The organism is Streptomyces sp. V1I1 (assembly GCF_030817355.1).
Classification (GTDB): domain Bacteria; phylum Actinomycetota; class Actinomycetes; order Streptomycetales; family Streptomycetaceae; genus Streptomyces.
Genome location: NZ_JAUSZH010000001.1, coordinates 490,523 through 504,745, shown reverse-complemented (window position 1 = coordinate 504,745; position 14,223 = coordinate 490,523). Strand labels below are relative to the sequence as shown.

13 protein-coding genes and 2 pseudogenes are annotated in these 14,223 nt (G+C 69.0%); 4 read left to right on the top strand and 11 right to left on the bottom strand.

Translation table 11 applies throughout. The features are described 5' to 3' along the window. Nucleotides 1–60 precede the first annotated feature (60 nt). Nucleotides 61–183, bottom strand: a pseudogene (locus QFZ67_RS02530) (FAD-dependent monooxygenase); the annotation flags it as partial. A 404-nt stretch (nt 184–587) separates the two neighbouring features. On the opposite strand from QFZ67_RS02530, the gene QFZ67_RS02525 reads away from it, so the two are divergent. After that, the gene (locus tag QFZ67_RS02525; RefSeq protein WP_307659439.1) at nt 588–2,273 is read left to right on the top strand and encodes a lysyl oxidase family protein; all 1,686 of its coding nucleotides are present in this window, start codon (nt 588–590) and stop codon (nt 2,271–2,273) included. A gap of 99 nt (nt 2,274–2,372) precedes the next feature. Here QFZ67_RS02525 and QFZ67_RS02520 read toward each other — a convergent pair whose 3' ends face one another. From QFZ67_RS02520 to QFZ67_RS02490, 7 genes and pseudogenes are all read right to left on the bottom strand, one after another. Then, nucleotides 2,373–3,401, bottom strand: a complete 1,029-nt coding sequence (locus QFZ67_RS02520) for an alpha/beta fold hydrolase (protein ID WP_307659438.1) — start codon at nt 3,399–3,401, stop codon at nt 2,373–2,375. A 183-nt stretch (nt 3,402–3,584) separates the two neighbouring features. After that, entirely contained in the window at nt 3,585–3,806 is a 222-nt protein-coding gene (locus QFZ67_RS02515; RefSeq protein ID WP_307659437.1) for a hypothetical protein, read from the bottom strand. After that, a complete protein-coding gene (locus QFZ67_RS02510) occupies nt 3,806–4,207 on the bottom strand; it encodes a hypothetical protein (protein WP_307659436.1) in 402 nt (133 codons plus the stop codon). The genes QFZ67_RS02515 and QFZ67_RS02510 overlap by 1 nt, the downstream gene beginning before the upstream one ends. 90 nt (nt 4,208–4,297) lie before the next feature. Further along, the gene (locus QFZ67_RS02505) at nt 4,298–5,791 is read right to left on the bottom strand and encodes a HAMP domain-containing sensor histidine kinase (RefSeq protein WP_307659435.1); all 1,494 of its coding nucleotides are present in this window, start codon (nt 5,789–5,791) and stop codon (nt 4,298–4,300) included. After that, the gene (locus QFZ67_RS02500; protein ID WP_307659434.1) at nt 5,788–6,543 is read right to left on the bottom strand and encodes a response regulator transcription factor; all 756 of its coding nucleotides are present in this window, start codon (nt 6,541–6,543) and stop codon (nt 5,788–5,790) included. The genes QFZ67_RS02505 and QFZ67_RS02500 overlap by 4 nt, the downstream gene beginning before the upstream one ends. A 131-nt stretch (nt 6,544–6,674) precedes the next feature. Then, a complete protein-coding gene (locus QFZ67_RS02495) occupies nt 6,675–7,592 on the bottom strand; it encodes a DUF3048 domain-containing protein (protein WP_307659433.1) in 918 nt (305 codons plus the stop codon). Nucleotides 7,593–7,747: 155 nt separating this feature from the next. After that, nucleotides 7,748–8,429 (bottom strand): annotated as a pseudogene (locus tag QFZ67_RS02490) (DUF4389 domain-containing protein). 333 nt (nt 8,430–8,762) lie between these two features. On the opposite strand from QFZ67_RS02490, the gene QFZ67_RS02485 reads away from it, so the two are divergent. Next, nucleotides 8,763–9,155, top strand: a complete 393-nt coding sequence (locus QFZ67_RS02485) for a hypothetical protein (protein WP_307659432.1) — start codon at nt 8,763–8,765, stop codon at nt 9,153–9,155. On the opposite strand, the gene QFZ67_RS02480 is transcribed toward QFZ67_RS02485, so the two are convergent. From QFZ67_RS02480 to QFZ67_RS02470, 3 genes are read right to left on the bottom strand one after another with little or no spacing between them, the layout of a single operon-like run. After that, a complete protein-coding gene (locus tag QFZ67_RS02480; protein ID WP_307665707.1) occupies nt 9,141–9,896 on the bottom strand; it encodes an FAD:protein FMN transferase in 756 nt (251 codons plus the stop codon). The two genes, QFZ67_RS02485 and QFZ67_RS02480, sit on opposite strands and share 15 nt — an antisense overlap. Nucleotides 9,897–9,927: 31 nt before the next feature. Beyond that, complete coding sequence (locus tag QFZ67_RS02475) at nt 9,928–10,386, bottom strand: FMN-binding protein (RefSeq protein ID WP_307659431.1); 459 nt, start codon at nt 10,384–10,386, stop codon at nt 9,928–9,930. Between the two features lie 12 nt (nt 10,387–10,398). Further along, a complete protein-coding gene (locus QFZ67_RS02470; RefSeq protein WP_307659430.1) occupies nt 10,399–11,772 on the bottom strand; it encodes a ferredoxin reductase family protein in 1,374 nt (457 codons plus the stop codon). Nucleotides 11,773–12,031: 259 nt separating this feature from the next. On the opposite strand from QFZ67_RS02470, the gene QFZ67_RS02465 reads away from it, so the two are divergent. After that, nucleotides 12,032–12,775 carry a response regulator transcription factor gene (locus QFZ67_RS02465; protein WP_307665706.1) on the top strand — a complete coding sequence of 248 codons (744 nt, stop codon included), beginning with the start codon at nt 12,032–12,034 and terminating at the stop codon, nt 12,773–12,775. Continuing rightward, a complete protein-coding gene (locus QFZ67_RS02460) occupies nt 12,772–14,220 on the top strand; it encodes a cell wall metabolism sensor histidine kinase WalK (RefSeq protein WP_307659429.1) in 1,449 nt (482 codons plus the stop codon). Before QFZ67_RS02465 ends, QFZ67_RS02460 begins: the two co-directional genes overlap by 4 nt. Nucleotides 14,221–14,223: the final 3 nt, after the last annotated feature.

Here is a 14,223-nt window from a genome sequence, read left to right as displayed (position 1 = left end):
AAGGCACTTTCGTGTCTCTGCCTCGCGTTCGGCCTCATCCCAACCGAAACGGCGAGGTTAGCAGTCGACGGAGGCGGCACGCAGGATGTTGGCGACTGTGAGACCGGCGGGTCCTGCGCCCACGATGACGACGCGGACGCGCTGTACCGAGGCCGAGTAGGAAGGGGAGGAGTCGACAGTCATCCGAGCATTATGGCGGTGAACTGTCAAAGTGGGCTCCGCTCATGGAAGCGCGGCGGTTGTCCACTGGGCGCAGACACCAGCCGCAGCGCCGCCCAACGGATAACCCGCGCCCTTCCCATCTGTTCCGTCGGCCCCGCCACTTCATTCGCGGCTGTGCCGTACCACAACCGAGCGTCCGCGGGGCGGAAATGGCGCCGGGACGGCTTGATCCGCGATCCGCGATCTGTTTCCGGACAACGATCAGGAACTTGCGAGTCGGCAGGCAACCCGTGGAGGTTTCTCCCGATCTCACATGCCGGCCCACGATTCCGCTCAGCACCCGTCGGACCGTAGCCGGTCGACGGTCTGCCCGTGCGCCGCCTGTTCAGCCTCATGTCCAAGTGGCACTCGCAAGCGAGGAACTGATGACCAGACAGCACCGCAATCGTTTATGGCGTTCGGCGCTCGCCGCCTCCGCAGCCCTCACCGTGGTCGCCGGCGTGGCAGCCGCCACGCCCGTGGGCAAAGCGGCGGAGTCCTCACCCAAGCTGCGTCTGATCGCCGCGTCCACCTCGGTGACCCTCGACCGGTGGGAAGGCGAATCGGGGGTGTACCTGGACCTTGGTACGTACATCACCTCCGAGGGCGCTCCTCTTGAGTTCAACGTGACGCGTAAGTCCTACAAGGACCCCCTCGTCGCCAAGCAGATCATCCGGGAGGGGAAGAAGACCCGGACCAGGACGCTTCCGGCGGGTCTGGTCAAGGACTTCTCCGGCCTGCCGGGCTTCGTCGAGGTCACCCTCACCGACGCCCGCGGCAAGGTAGTGGCGAAGCGGACGGAGACCTTCTGTCCCAACAATGCGTCCGGCCGCATCCGCCCCGACGCCCCGGCCAACTCGAAGTATCCCGAAAGCTGTCCCACGAACCCCTTCACACTGGGCTCGGTATGGGGTGTGGAGAAGGGCTGGGCGTCCAACACCTATGCGGGCTACTACTCCAGCCCGGTGGACGTGCCGGCCGGGAAGTACACCGCCAAGGTGTCCGTGACGAAGGTCTACCGCGACCTGTTCAATCTGCCGGACGAGCCCAAGACGCTCAAGGTGACCGTACGCGAACGCAAGCCTGAGGAGGGAGGCCCAGGCGCAGCGGCCGGGGGCTCGCACGATTCCATGGCTTCCGGACACTCCGGCCACGGAGCGGGGCCGTCCGGGCAGGCGACGAACGGGTCGGGTCACGCCTACCACGAGGGCCGCGGCGCCGATGCCCCCGCGCCGCCCGCACTGCCGTACGCGCTCAAGTCCGGCCGCTCGATGGCGCATCTGGGCGACGGGCCCGGGCACACCGACGGCTCCCGGATCGCCCCCGCGCTGAAGGCGAACGCGAAGCGCCCCACCGGCCGGGCGAGCGTGCCGAACGTACCCAAGCCCGACCTCCGCTCGCTGCCCGCCTGGGACATCGGTATCTCTGACGGAGAGGACGGGGACGTCCCGGGCAAGGACTACATGGTCTTCAGTGCCAATGTGTGGAACGCGGGCCCGGCACCGCTGGTCGTGGACGGCTTCCGCAGCCCGGGCAAGGACCTGATGGACGCCTATCAGTACTTCTACGACGCCTCCGGGAAGCAGGTCGGCTACTCGCCCACAGGCACCATGGAGTGGGACCCTCGCGTGGGCCACGAGCACTGGCACTTCACCGACTTCGCCAGCTACCGCCTGCTCGGCGCCAACCAGAAGGAGATCGTGCGCAGCGGCAAGGAAGCCTTCTGCCTCGCCAACACCGACGCCATCGACTACACGGTGAAGAACGCCAACTGGCACCCGAACAACACGGACCTGTCCACCGCCTGCGGCCAGCAGAGCTCGCTTTCCGTACGGGAAGTGCTTGACGTCGGTTCCGGCGACACGTACACGCAGTACCGTCCAGGCCAGTCCTTCGACGTCACCGATCTGCCGAACGGCACGTACTACATCCAGGTGATCGCCAACCCCGAAAAGCGGCTCTACGAGAGCAACCTGAACAACAACGTCGCGCTCCGCAAGGTCGTCCTGAGCGGCAAGACGGGTGCCCGTAAGGTGACCGTCCCTCCTCATGACCTGATCAACGCCCCCTGACATCCCACTGGTCAGGGTGATGTGAGGTCACGGGCCCGGTCGCGCTCTGGCGCGACCGGGCCCGTGACATGTGACCCGCTGCGGGGATACGGGGGTGTCTCAGGATGACGCGTGCAGCGGCGGTGCGTAGGCGGGCAGGGACTGGAGCCAGTCGACCAGGATCCGGTTGACCTCGGTGGCCCGCTCCTGCTGCACCCAGTGCCCGCAGCCTTCAAGGATGTGCGAGGAAACCAGGCCGGGGAGGGTCGTCGGGTAGGCCTTGATGGCGTCGGCCATCCAGGTGGTGGGGGCGTCGAGGTCCCCTCCGATGAACAGCGACGGCTGGGTGATCGGTGCCCCGTCCCATGCGGCGAGGTCCTCCCAGTCCCGGTCGACGTTACGGTAGCGGTTGAGCGGCCCTGTCAGTCCGGTCCGCTCGAACTCGGCTGCGTAGAAGTCGAGGTCAGCCTCTGTGAGCCAGGAGGGCAAGGTGTCGCTGACGAAGCGGTCGGAGAGCTTTGCGTCTTTGGGGACGAAGAAGAGACTGCCTTCGCCGGCCGGTGGCATCCTGTCGGCGGAGAGCCCGGCGTAGAACCCCGCCAGCCAGGCACGGACATCGAGTTCGATCTCCGTCTCGGCCCGTCCGGGCGCCTGGAAGTAACTGACGTAGAACTCCTCGTTCCCGCCGTTCCGGGCGAACGCATCGGTGGGCCGGAACCCGTTCCGCGGCGAGTAAGGAACGCTCAGCAGCCCGACGGCGGTGAAGATGTCGGGCCGCAGCAGCGCCGAGTTGGCGGCGATCGGTGAACCCCAGTCGTGGCCCACGACCACCGCGGTCTGTGCGCCGAGAGCGTCCACGACTCCGACGTTGTCGGCGACGTGGGCCAGCATCCGGTACGCCTCCACCTCGCGAGGCTTCGACGAGCGGCCGTAACCGCGGACGTCGATGGCGACCGCGTGGAAGCCTGCCGCGGCGAGAGCCGGGAGCTGGTGGCGCCACGAATACCACGACTCCGGAAATCCATGGACCAGGAGGACCATAGGGCCGCTGCCCTGCTCCACCAGATGGATACGACCACCGGGGACCTCCAGCAATCGGTGCTTTGCATCCGGCACCGGGGCAGAAGCCGAAGGGGCGGGCTGCGACATGTGTCCTCCTGGAGCTTTGGTGACGTCGTGCGGGCCATGGAGGGCACCCTCGTCGGCGGGACCTGCTCGCGCCCTCCACCACGATCATGGGTGTGCGCCGTGGCGGTCGCGAGAAACGTTGCCGGTTCGGCAAGCCGGGTCGAGACGGGACTGGTGCGCCCGGCCGGATACTGAGCCGACGGGTCAGTCCTGCCCTTCCTCCGCCGCCGCGGATTCCGCTGCGGCGGCGGCCGATTCGGCGGCATCCACGAGTTTCTTCATCTCGGTGACATCCGACGGTCCGGTGGTCACGGTGCCGTCGGTCGGTCCGCTGCCCTTCCCGGCGCTGTCCTGCCCGCAGCCGGTGAGGGCCGTGAGGAGCACAAGGGCGGTCGCGACGGCCGTAGCCGTACGTCGGCAGGGCATCACTTCTCGCTCCCGTTGTTGTTCGCCTTGCACCAGGTCTTGACTGCGGTCAGGTCCTTCTGGCGCTTCTCGAGCGTGGGAACGAGGGAGCGGCGGAAGGTGAGTTTGTCGTTGAGGAAGGTCTCGATCTCGGTGTGACCGGCCGCCTTGGCGTTCTCCACCCGCTTCTCCAGCCGGGCGATGGAGCCGCGCTGCGTCGCATCCCCGTCGAGGCGGTCCAGTGCCCGCTCAAGACGCTTCTCGATCTTCGGTACCCGCTTGCACAGCGCCTGCGCGCCGTCACCGGTGGGCGCGGTGTCCGGCGATGGTGTGCCCCCGCCGGCGGAGGCTGTGCCTGCCGCGGCGGTGAGCAGTGCTGTGACGCTGGTCAGAGCCAGGGCAGCGGTCCTTGCGATCCTCATGACGGTGTCTCCTCCGGGAATGGGAACGGGAATGGCGACAGCAACGGGAACGAACGGGGCGAGGCCCGGTTGCCTGCGCGTGCCCAGAAGTTAGGAGCTGTCCTTGTGGAAACCTTGTGGGTGCTCCGCAGTTCCGATCAGCCAGTCCCGCTCGGCCGGCAAGAGGATCTCGGTCTGCCTGCTCTCTCGGACGGGGAGCCGGACCTCGATCCGCGTGCCACTGCCGCCAGGCCGGTCCTGGACCTGGACACGGCCTGCGTGCAGGGCGGTCTGCTGCGCGACGAGAGTGAGGCCGAGCCCTGAGCCGGGGCTGTCGGGCCTGCGCTCGAAGCGATGGAACACCGTGTCACGGCGTGACGGCGCGATGCCGGGCCCCCGGTCGTCCACCGTCAGCACCGCGACCGACCCCGCGGGATGTCCGCCCCCTCGCAGGCCCAGCTCTATCCGGGCCCGTCCGTCGCTGTCCCGCCCGTGAACCATGGCATTGGCCAGCAGGTTGTCGACGATCGTCCGTACTCCCGGCTCCCAACCATGCACGCTCAGGCGTGGCATGACCGGCACAGTGATCTCCACCGCGGAATGCCTGCGCCGGGCATCGGCGACCGACGCGTCGATCACCTCCGCGAGGTCCACCCGGCCGAACGCGTCGGCCTCGATCAGGTCGCCCCGCCCGAGTTCCCTCAGCATCACCAGCAGGCCAAGCAGCCGGGAGTGCTCACTGTGCAGATCGTCCAGCACCTCCGCCCGGTCCGCCGGTCCGAGGTCGGGGTGCTCGGTGAGGATCTCCAGGTTGGTCTGCATGCTCATCAGCGGGGTGCGCAGTTCATGCGCCGCGGCGGCCGCGAACGACCGGGCGGTGGCCAGGGCACCCGTGGTCCGGGCGGCCTGTTCGTCGTAGCGGGCAAGTACCGTCTGGAGCGTCCGGGCGAGATCGTCGACCTCGGTGACCCCGGTGCGTGTGTGGTCGAGCCTTGCCGTATCCGCCCTCGGGTCAAGACCGTTCGTACGTTGCTGCAGCCGGCGCAGCGGGCGGCTCGCCCGTGAGGCGACAGCCAAAGCCAGCAGACCGGAAATCGGAGCGGCCAGCAGCGCCACGGTCACCACGCGCCGACGTACGAGAGCCAACTGGTCCTCGCTCGTGGTATCGGGGGAGAACAGCCACAGCGTGCCATCGACACCAGGACGCGAGCCCTGCACGCGGACCATCAGCACCCGCCAGCTCCTGGCACCGTCCTCGACGGTGACCGGCCCGCGCGTGCTGTCCGGGAGGGGCACGGAAGCATCGGGCTGCGGTCCGCCCGAGACGGTGCCCTGCGGTCCGGTCAGCCGGATGCCGACATCCAGGCCTGAGGCGTACAACTGCCGCTCACGCGCCTGCTCGACCACCGCAGGACGGTCGGCGGCGGTGGCCCGCAGCAGCCGCCGGGCATCCTTGGCCACCACGACCGCGCGCTCACGCAGATGCGTGTCCTGCTCGGCATGCAGATCACGGGAGACCAACTGGAGCAGCAACCATCCCGCCGCCAGCACCAGGACGGGCACGGTGGCGCCAACGGCGAGAGCGATACGTGTGGACAGCTTCACGTGCTCCGGCCCCCGTTGTGCGAGCGATGGTCGTCCGAGGGATGGTTGTCCGAGTGGTCGTTGTCCGAGCGCAGGACGAAGCCGACTCCCCGCACCGTATGGATCATGCGTGCCCTGCCGCCGCTCTCCAGCTTGCGCCGCAAGTAGCTGACGAAGGTGTCGACGGCATCCGTGCGCACGTCGAAGTCGTACCCCCAGACCCGCTCCAGCAACTGGCTCCGGGTGAGCACGATCCCTGCATTGCGTGCCAGGACCCCCAGCAGCTCGAACTCCCGCCGGGTCAGCGTCAGCAACTCATCGCCCAGCCGCGCCTCGCGCGCCGCGGGATCCAGCACCAGATTGCCGATGCGCACCACGTCCGTGGCCCTCGGCGGCCGCCGACGCAACAGCGCTTCCAGCCGCAGCACCAACTCCTGCAACGCGAACGGCTTGACCAGATAGTCGTCGCCACCCGCCTGCAGCCCGGCAATCCGGTCCGTCGTCTCATCCAGCGCGGAAAGCATCAGCACAGGCACGTCGTTACCGTCGTCGCGCAGCGCCCGGCACACCTGAATTCCGCTGAGATCGGGCATGGATATGTCCAGCACGACCACATCCGTCGGCCCCCGGCGCACATGGACCAGGGCGAGCCGCCCTCCCTCGGCCAGGGCCACCGTGAAACCGGCCAACCGCAGTCCACGCGCCAGCGAACGCCGGATGGCCGGGTCGTCATCCACCACCAACACCTGTCCCCGACCCACGTCACCAGCCATCCGCCCCTCCCGCCTCTCAGTACTCCGCGCCACGCCGGTACCCGCCCCATCGTGCGCTTCCGGGACGACGCGCGGCCCGCACCGTTATAGGCGTACAGGATGGCAAGCATCGAACCGCGACCGGCCCCGAGTCAGCGAGGCGCGTACACGATCCAGATCTGTCCCGAGACGAAGGCCATGGACCTGCCGTCAGGCGTCGTGAATGCTGTCCCGGACTCGGCATTGCCACGTTCCCACTGGGCCTCGTGTGCTTTGCCGTTGCGCAGGACGAGCGCGGTGCCGGAGCCCACGGTCTCGGTGTACGGAGACGTGTTTCCCCCTCGGTCGTGGAAGCGCGACGGGCGCACGGTCACATACTGCACGACCACGGTGGCCGCTCCCAACTGCCGCCCTGCCGGTGTGCGGGAGGGGGCCCCGTCCATCGCCACCAGCCACTGTTGCCGGGCTGCCGACCAGGTGAAGCCGAAGCGTGCGGCTGGATAGCGGACGCTGTACTCGGTCACCGGTCTGCCGCCCGGCGGCGGGGGACCGAAGCCGAAGCCGGCGTACTTGGCGGCGTTCACACCGGGCGGGTCGTGCAGGGCGCGCTCGGGTCGTAGATAGAGGTTGTGCGGGGCGGCTCTGTCCCGGCTGCGAAAGTACGCGTCCGGTGCCTTCTCCGGTGGAAGTGCGTCCACAGGAGCTGCCTCGATGAGCGGCAAGAGCTTGGTCTGTGCCCCGGAGAAGGCGAGGGTCGGCCGGTCGAACTGCCGGAGCAGCTCCAGGTCGCTTTCACGGGCGCTGCGCACCGGGCCGACGACGGGCGGCAGCTGGGAGGAGTAGACGGCGAGTATCCGGCTGAGCCCCGCCTCAACTTGCTCTACGTAGACGATGTCCGCCTTTTCGAGCCCTGTCTGGGGCCGGGCCGGCGCGACGTTGTCGATTTTGACCGCGAGGATGTGGGAGCCGGGAGCGGATTCGCCGGCGGACGGGGACCGGCCGTCCGGCGTCTGCGTACCCTCGCCGCCCTGGCACCCCGACACGGCAAGGGTGAGTGCGGCCGTCAGCATCGCGAGTATGGCTGTAGCTGATCTCATCTTCGTTTTCGCGGGCATGGCCGACGCCCTCGGGGAGCACTACGAATGGGTGGCACCTTCATACACCCTCGAACGCCCATCCGAACAGGTGTCAGGTGCAGCAGCTTATGGACGATCAGAAAGGCCGGTCAGAAAAACCGCCCACCAGCGCCGCGGTCATGGCCGGCAGCCGGTTCAGAACCGCCCATGTCCAGTCTGAAGGGCGGGTACGTGTCGGTCATGAGGCCCGCGTAGGCAGCAACCCGAAGCACCCAGCGGTTGAGCCCGATGATGAGGTCGAACAGGTCCTTGGGGTACTTCTCGGTGAAGGCGAGGATGACGGCGGCGATGATGGCCAGCACGAAGACAAGCCCACCGCCGCACGAGCCGGAGCCGTACCCGCCGACGAAGAAGCCGATCACGATGTAGTGAGGGATGGCGAGCAGCCACCACTTCACCAGGACAAGGCCGCGCGACAGCCGCTCCGGGTAGGCGATGTCCAGCCGGGCCGGGTAGTCGGGCTCCGCGCCCAGACTGAACGGCGGGTAGCGGTCGGTGGCCAGCGCTCCGTACCCCGTAGTAAGAGACCCTCCAGGTCCAGCGCAGCACGCCGACATTGAAGTCGAACAGCGGCCGCGGATAGCGCTCCGTGATCAGGATGGCGAAGAACGCGACCACGCTGACCAGCATGAAGGCGATCCACAGGAAGATCAGCACAACGTAGTGGGGGATCAGGAGCAGCCATTTCACCAGCCACAACCAGCGCGACAGCGGTGCTTCCAGCGCCGCATCCACTCTCACCGGGTCGTACGCCGCTGGAGGCGTCGTCATGGCTGTCAGCTCCTTCGTACACGAGGCCTTGTAGATCGAGGGGCTGATTCCAGGTTGGGCCGGACCCGGGTCCGGCGCGAGCTCTGGACTGGCACATGGTGTCAGCCGTTCCAAGTCGATGGTGGTGTTGAGGAATTCTCGTAGCCGTCGATATCGGACGTATCGCGGTGACCGTGTAACGCGTCATCCGCGTGCGACGCAGTTCCAAATAGGGAAGCGGACAGCGACCCTTATGCGGCCACGGCCGGGATTTCTCCTGTGGGGGAGGTAGCGCCGTGCGGTGGCCGCTCTTCCGTGCCGTCGAGGCGGTGTACGCGTGAGATTGGGACTCCAGTGAGTAATACCGAACCCCTGCCGGAAAACCAGCGATACGACCTCAACCAGGGCGGCAACCAGCGATACGACCTCAACCAGGGCGCCAACCACCGCTACGCACGCGGCGGGGACGGCTCCGCCGCGCGACGGGCGGCCCTGGTCATCCACACAATCGCGGACATCGCCGCCGTATTCCTGGGCATGTGGATCCTGCTCTACCTGCTCGAAGCCAACCAGGCGAACGTCTTTGTCGAGTTTGTGGAGGGAATGGCGGACTGGTTGGCCTGGTGGTCACAGGACATTTTCACAATGGACACAGATGGCCTTCGCGTCCTCCTTAATTACGGCCTGCCCGCCGCAATTTACCTGCTGGTCGGGCACGGAATCGCCGCGCGGCTACGCCGCCTCTGACTGTGAGCCGCGGGCCGGAATCAGGCCGTGTTCCGCAAAGCCGGGCGTCCACCAGACGCGGACGTCAGCGGTGACCGCGAACGCCTCGATGCCGTCGAGCGACTGGATCCATTCGCGGGCGTCGTCGCCCATCGCGAACGCGGCGGTGGCCATGGCGTCCACCTCGGTGAGGTGCCGTCCGACCAGGGTGATCGAGACCAGCCCGGTCGCCGGCCGTCCGCTGTGCGGGTCCACGATGTGGTGGCCCCGCTCGGCGGTGCCGGATGTTGCGACCGCCAGGTCACGGCCGCGGACCACGGTGGTGAGGTCGCCGGGGTGCAGAGGATGGGCGACACCGACACTCCAGGGCCGGCCGGGCGCGGCCTCACCTCTTGCCTGGATGTCGCCACCACCGTTGAGGCAGTGGTGCCGGGCGCCCGCCTCGTAGAGGATCTGTGAAGCTCGCTCCACCGCCCAGCCCTTGACCATGCCGGACGGGTCGAGGCGCCCGCCGGGCGTCGAGCTGAACCGTCCGCCGCTGGTGCGGGTGGCGGTCCGGCACAGATCGAGCACCTCGGCCACCTCCTGGTCGCACTGGCCGACGGTCAGCTCACCCCGCCCGAGGCGGCTGATCTGGCTGTGAGTGCGATAGGGGGAGAACACCGCGTCGACCCGGTGCAGCCAGGCCACCGCGTCGGCCATCGCCCGGGTCACTGCGCGGGTCGGCTCGCTCCGGACGGCGAACGAGAACACGGTGCCCATCGCATGCTCCACATGGCGCAGGACCCGGTCCTCACCCACGGGCCCGGTCCAGCGCACTTTGCAGGGAGGAGATGTAGCCCTCGCTGGTGAAGGTGGCGCCCGACACGGCGTCGATCTGTGCGTTCTGCGCGGCCAGTGCCTGCTGGGTCAGTCGCGGCACGGCCTCGGCGCTGGGGCCGCGCTCGTGCACTCCCTGCAGGACGTCCACCGCGGTCAGCCTGCCCTGGCCCATGGTGATCCTGACCTGCACCGGTCCCTGGGCGGTGGTGACGGTGTCCCCGGTGAAAGTGCCTGACAGGCGGCCGGGGTCCCGGTTGGCCGAGGGGCTGCCGCCCGTCGGCCCGTCGTCGGGCGTGCCGGTGGTGGACGGCGTGACCGGCGGTGTGACCGGCGGCGCGGACGCGGCGGTCGGACTCTGGTGCGGTTTCAGTGACAGCATCAGCACCACGCCGGCGACTGTCGCCGTGGTTGCCAGTACGGCTCGGCTCACAGCGGTACCTCCTCAGAACTCGAACGACTCGTGGTGGATGTGGCGACCCGGCACCCCGGCGTCCCGCAGGGCGCTCTTGGCGGCCGCGGTCATCCCCGGCGGCCCGCACAGGTAGACCTCGTGGTCCGCCAGGTCCCCGATCGCGTCGCGCAACGCGTCCGCCGTCAGCGGCAGGGAATGCCCCGCGCCCTCACCGATCGCGTAGAGCACCCGGGCACCGCGCGCGGCGGCTATCTCGTCCAACTCCCCGCGCAGCGCCAGATCCTCCTCGCGGCGGGCGTAGTAGAGCAGGGTCATTTCGCCGGGCAGAGTCTCGAACAGCGCGCGCAGCGGGGTGATGCCGACGCCGCCGGCGAGCAGCAGCACCTTGGACCGGCTGCGGCGCGCTGCTGTGAAACCTCCGTACGGCCCCTCGGCCCACACCCGGGTACCGGGCCGCAGCCGGGCCACCGCACGGCTGTGGCCGCCGGCCTCCTTGACCGTGATCCGCAGATAGCGGGAGTCGGCCGGAGCGGACAACGAGTACGGGTTGGCGGCCCACCACATTCCCGGGGCGAGGAAGCGCCAGCGGAAGAACTGTCCCGGCTCCGCGCCGAGGCGGTCCAGCTTCTCGCCGGTGAGGTACACGGACACCACTCCGGGCGCTTCGGGGTGGACCTCGGCCACTCGTAGGCGGTGGCGCAGCGCCCGCAGCAGCGGGCTGAGGAAGCGGTACCGCAGCAGCAGCGCCGCAACTGTGAGGTACAGCGTGTACCAGGCCAGCCGCGCAGGACGGTCCGCCATGAAGTCGGCACCGTTCGACAGCTGGTGGAAGAAGGCCAGATAGACCGCGAGATAGGTGCAGAAGTGCAGGTAGTGCCACGTCTCGTAGCTGAGGCGGCGACGCGCGGCCCTGGCTGACACAGCGCCGACCACGACAAACAGCAGCATGCCGATGGTGCCCTTCAGTACGTCCGGGTACCGCAGCACCAGGGTCGTCGTCATGTCCACGACGCTGGTGCTGGAGGTGATGGAGTACCCCCAGATGATCAGCAGCGTATGAGCGAGGGCGAGGGAGACGGTGTACCGCCCGCCGATCGCATGCCAGCGGGCGAGCCGGTCGCTGCCCACGCCCCGGTCGAGCGCCGGGATCCGCGCCATCAGCGCGAGCAGAACGGCGCAGGCATAGCCGGCCAGGAGTCCGGTGATGCGGCCGGCGCCCGTCAGCCAGCCGTCGATGCCGACGACCGAGGGCGTGTTCCGCCACCACAGAGCGAGTACCGCCGCCGCACCGGCGTGGATCACCACCAGGACGGCCGTGGCAGGCGGCCGCCACGGCCGTCGTGTCGGCGGCGACGCGTGTCGCGGCACGGACGTGGCCGCGCCGGTGTGCTGGACGGTGGTCATCAAGGCTCCCCTTCAGCTGGACTCCGGGTGTCGGCCTGGGATTCCGTGGGCGCCAGGGCCCCGGAACCGGCCGGTGGCTCACCCTGGCAGCGGAATTTCTGTGTTTCCTCTGAAGACGGGCCCTCGCCGGGGTCGACCGGAGGACTCAGAGGAAACACAGAGGTTGGGGCGGGATACTGCGAGGACCATGGACACGCACGCCACTCCCGCGACCGACGACGTCTCCACAGCGTCCGCGCCCGCCCTCACCGACAGGCCCATGGCCGACGCCTCTGCCGCCGCACCGGCCGCTCTGCGTCGTCCCGACGGCACGCCGGCGCGAGTGCTTGTGGTGGACGACGAACCCGACCTGGCCGGCATCCTCTGCGACGTCCTGCGTTCCGAGGGCTGGGAGGTCAAAGCAGCCGGCACCGGCGAGGACGCGCTGGCCACCGCCTCGCAGTTCCATCCCGATGCGGTGGTGCTGGACGTGATGCTGCCCGACATCAACGGTCTGGAGGTCCTGCGCAGGCTGCGCGCCGCGGCGCCGGGGGTGTGCGTGCTGTTCCTGACCGCGCGGGACGCCGTGGAGGACCGCATCGCCGGGATCACCGCAGGCGGCGACGACTACGTCACCAAACCGTTCAGCCTGGAGGAGGTACTCGCCCGGCTGCGCGGGCTGCTGCGCCGCGCGGGAATGACGCGTACGCCGGACACCGGCAAACTGCTGGCCGTCGGCGACCTGGTGATGGACGAGGACGCCCGCGAGGTGTCGCGCGCCGGACAGGTGGTGGATCTGACGCCCACCGAGTTCGAACTGCTGCGTTTCCTGATACGCAACCCGCGGCGGGTGCTCAGCAAGGCACAGATCCTGGACCGCGTGTGGAGTTACGACTTCGGCGGCCAGGCCCATGTGGTCGAGCTCTACATCAGTTACCTGCGCAAGAAGATCGACGCCGGACGCACCCCCTTGATCCACACGGTGCGCGGAGTCGGCTACGTACTCAAGCCGGACGTGCGATGAAACGTCTCTCGATACCGTCCGCCCGAAGCCTCAGGGTGCGGCTCACCCTCGGCCTGGTGGTGCTGCTGGCTCTGAGCTGCCTGGCGGTCGGCGTCGCCACGACCGCTGCTCTGGAAGGCTTTCTCGTACGTCGGCTCGACCAGCAACTGACGGCGGTCGGCGGCCATTTCCCGGCCAGCCTGGATCCTGCCAAGGCGTCAAAGGCGTCCGCGTCCGGCCCCGACACTCGCGGGCAGTCCACGGGCACCTTCGGCGCCTGCGTTCTGGACGGGTCGGTGACCCAGGCCGCCGTGGTCCGCGACCGGACCGAGATCTCCGTGCCGCTGAGCGCGTCCGACCGCGAGAACCTGGTGCGGGTGCCCGCCGACGGCCAGGGCCGCAGCGTCCACCTCTCCGCGCTGGACGAGTACCGAGTGATGGGAATCCGCGGCCCGGCGGGCGATGTGCTGATCACCGGGTTGCCGCTGCGACCGGTGGAGGAGACCGTACGCCGGCTGCAACTGGTCGAGGCAGTGGTGTTCGGCGGGGCTCTGCTCGCTGCCGGTGTCGCCGGCGCTCTCTGGGTGCGGCTCTCGCTGCGCCCGCTGCGGCGGGTGGCCGCGACCGCCTCCCGGGTTGCCCAGCTTCCACTCGGTGGCGGCGAAGTGGCCATGCCGCAGCGCGTGCCGGACACCGATCCGCGGACCGAGGTGGGCCGGGTCGGCAGTGCGTTCAACAGGATGCTGCAGCACGTCGAGGACTCGCTGGCGCGCAGGCATGCCAGCGAGCAGCGGCTGCGCCGCTTCGCCGCCGACGCCAGCCATGAACTGCGCACCCCGGTTGCTTCGATTCGCGGCCACGCGGAGCTCGCGCTGCGCAGCCAGGCGCCGATCCCGGACGAGGTACGGCAGCGGCTCGGCCGGGTCCAGTGCGAGTCGGTGCGGATGGGCGAGCTGGTGGACGACCTGCTGCTGCTGGCCCGGCTGGACGCCGGCCGCCCGCTGGCCAGCGAACCGGTGGACTTGACCCGGCTGGTGCTCGACGCGGTCAGTGACGCCCGCGCCGCCGGACGGGACCACCGCTGGATCATGGAATTGCCGGAGGAACCGGTGGTGCTGCGGGGCGACGAGCGGGGGTTGCAGCAGGTGCTCACCAATCTGCTCGCAAACGCCCGTACGCACACACCGGCGGGTACCCAGGTCACCGTCCGCCTCGTGGAGCGGGAGGACGAGGTGGAAATCCTCGTCCAGGACGACGGGCCAGGTGTGCCCGAGGGGCTGCAGTCCGAGGTCTTCGACCGGTTCGTACGGACCGATGACGGCCGGGCGAGAAGCGTCGGCGGTACGGGCCTGGGGCTGGCGATCACCCACGCGGTGGCCACCGCGCACGGCGGGCGGGTCGATCTGACCAGCCGCCCCAGCCACACGGCCTTCCGGGTGTGCCTTCCGCGACTGGTGGAACCGTAGCGC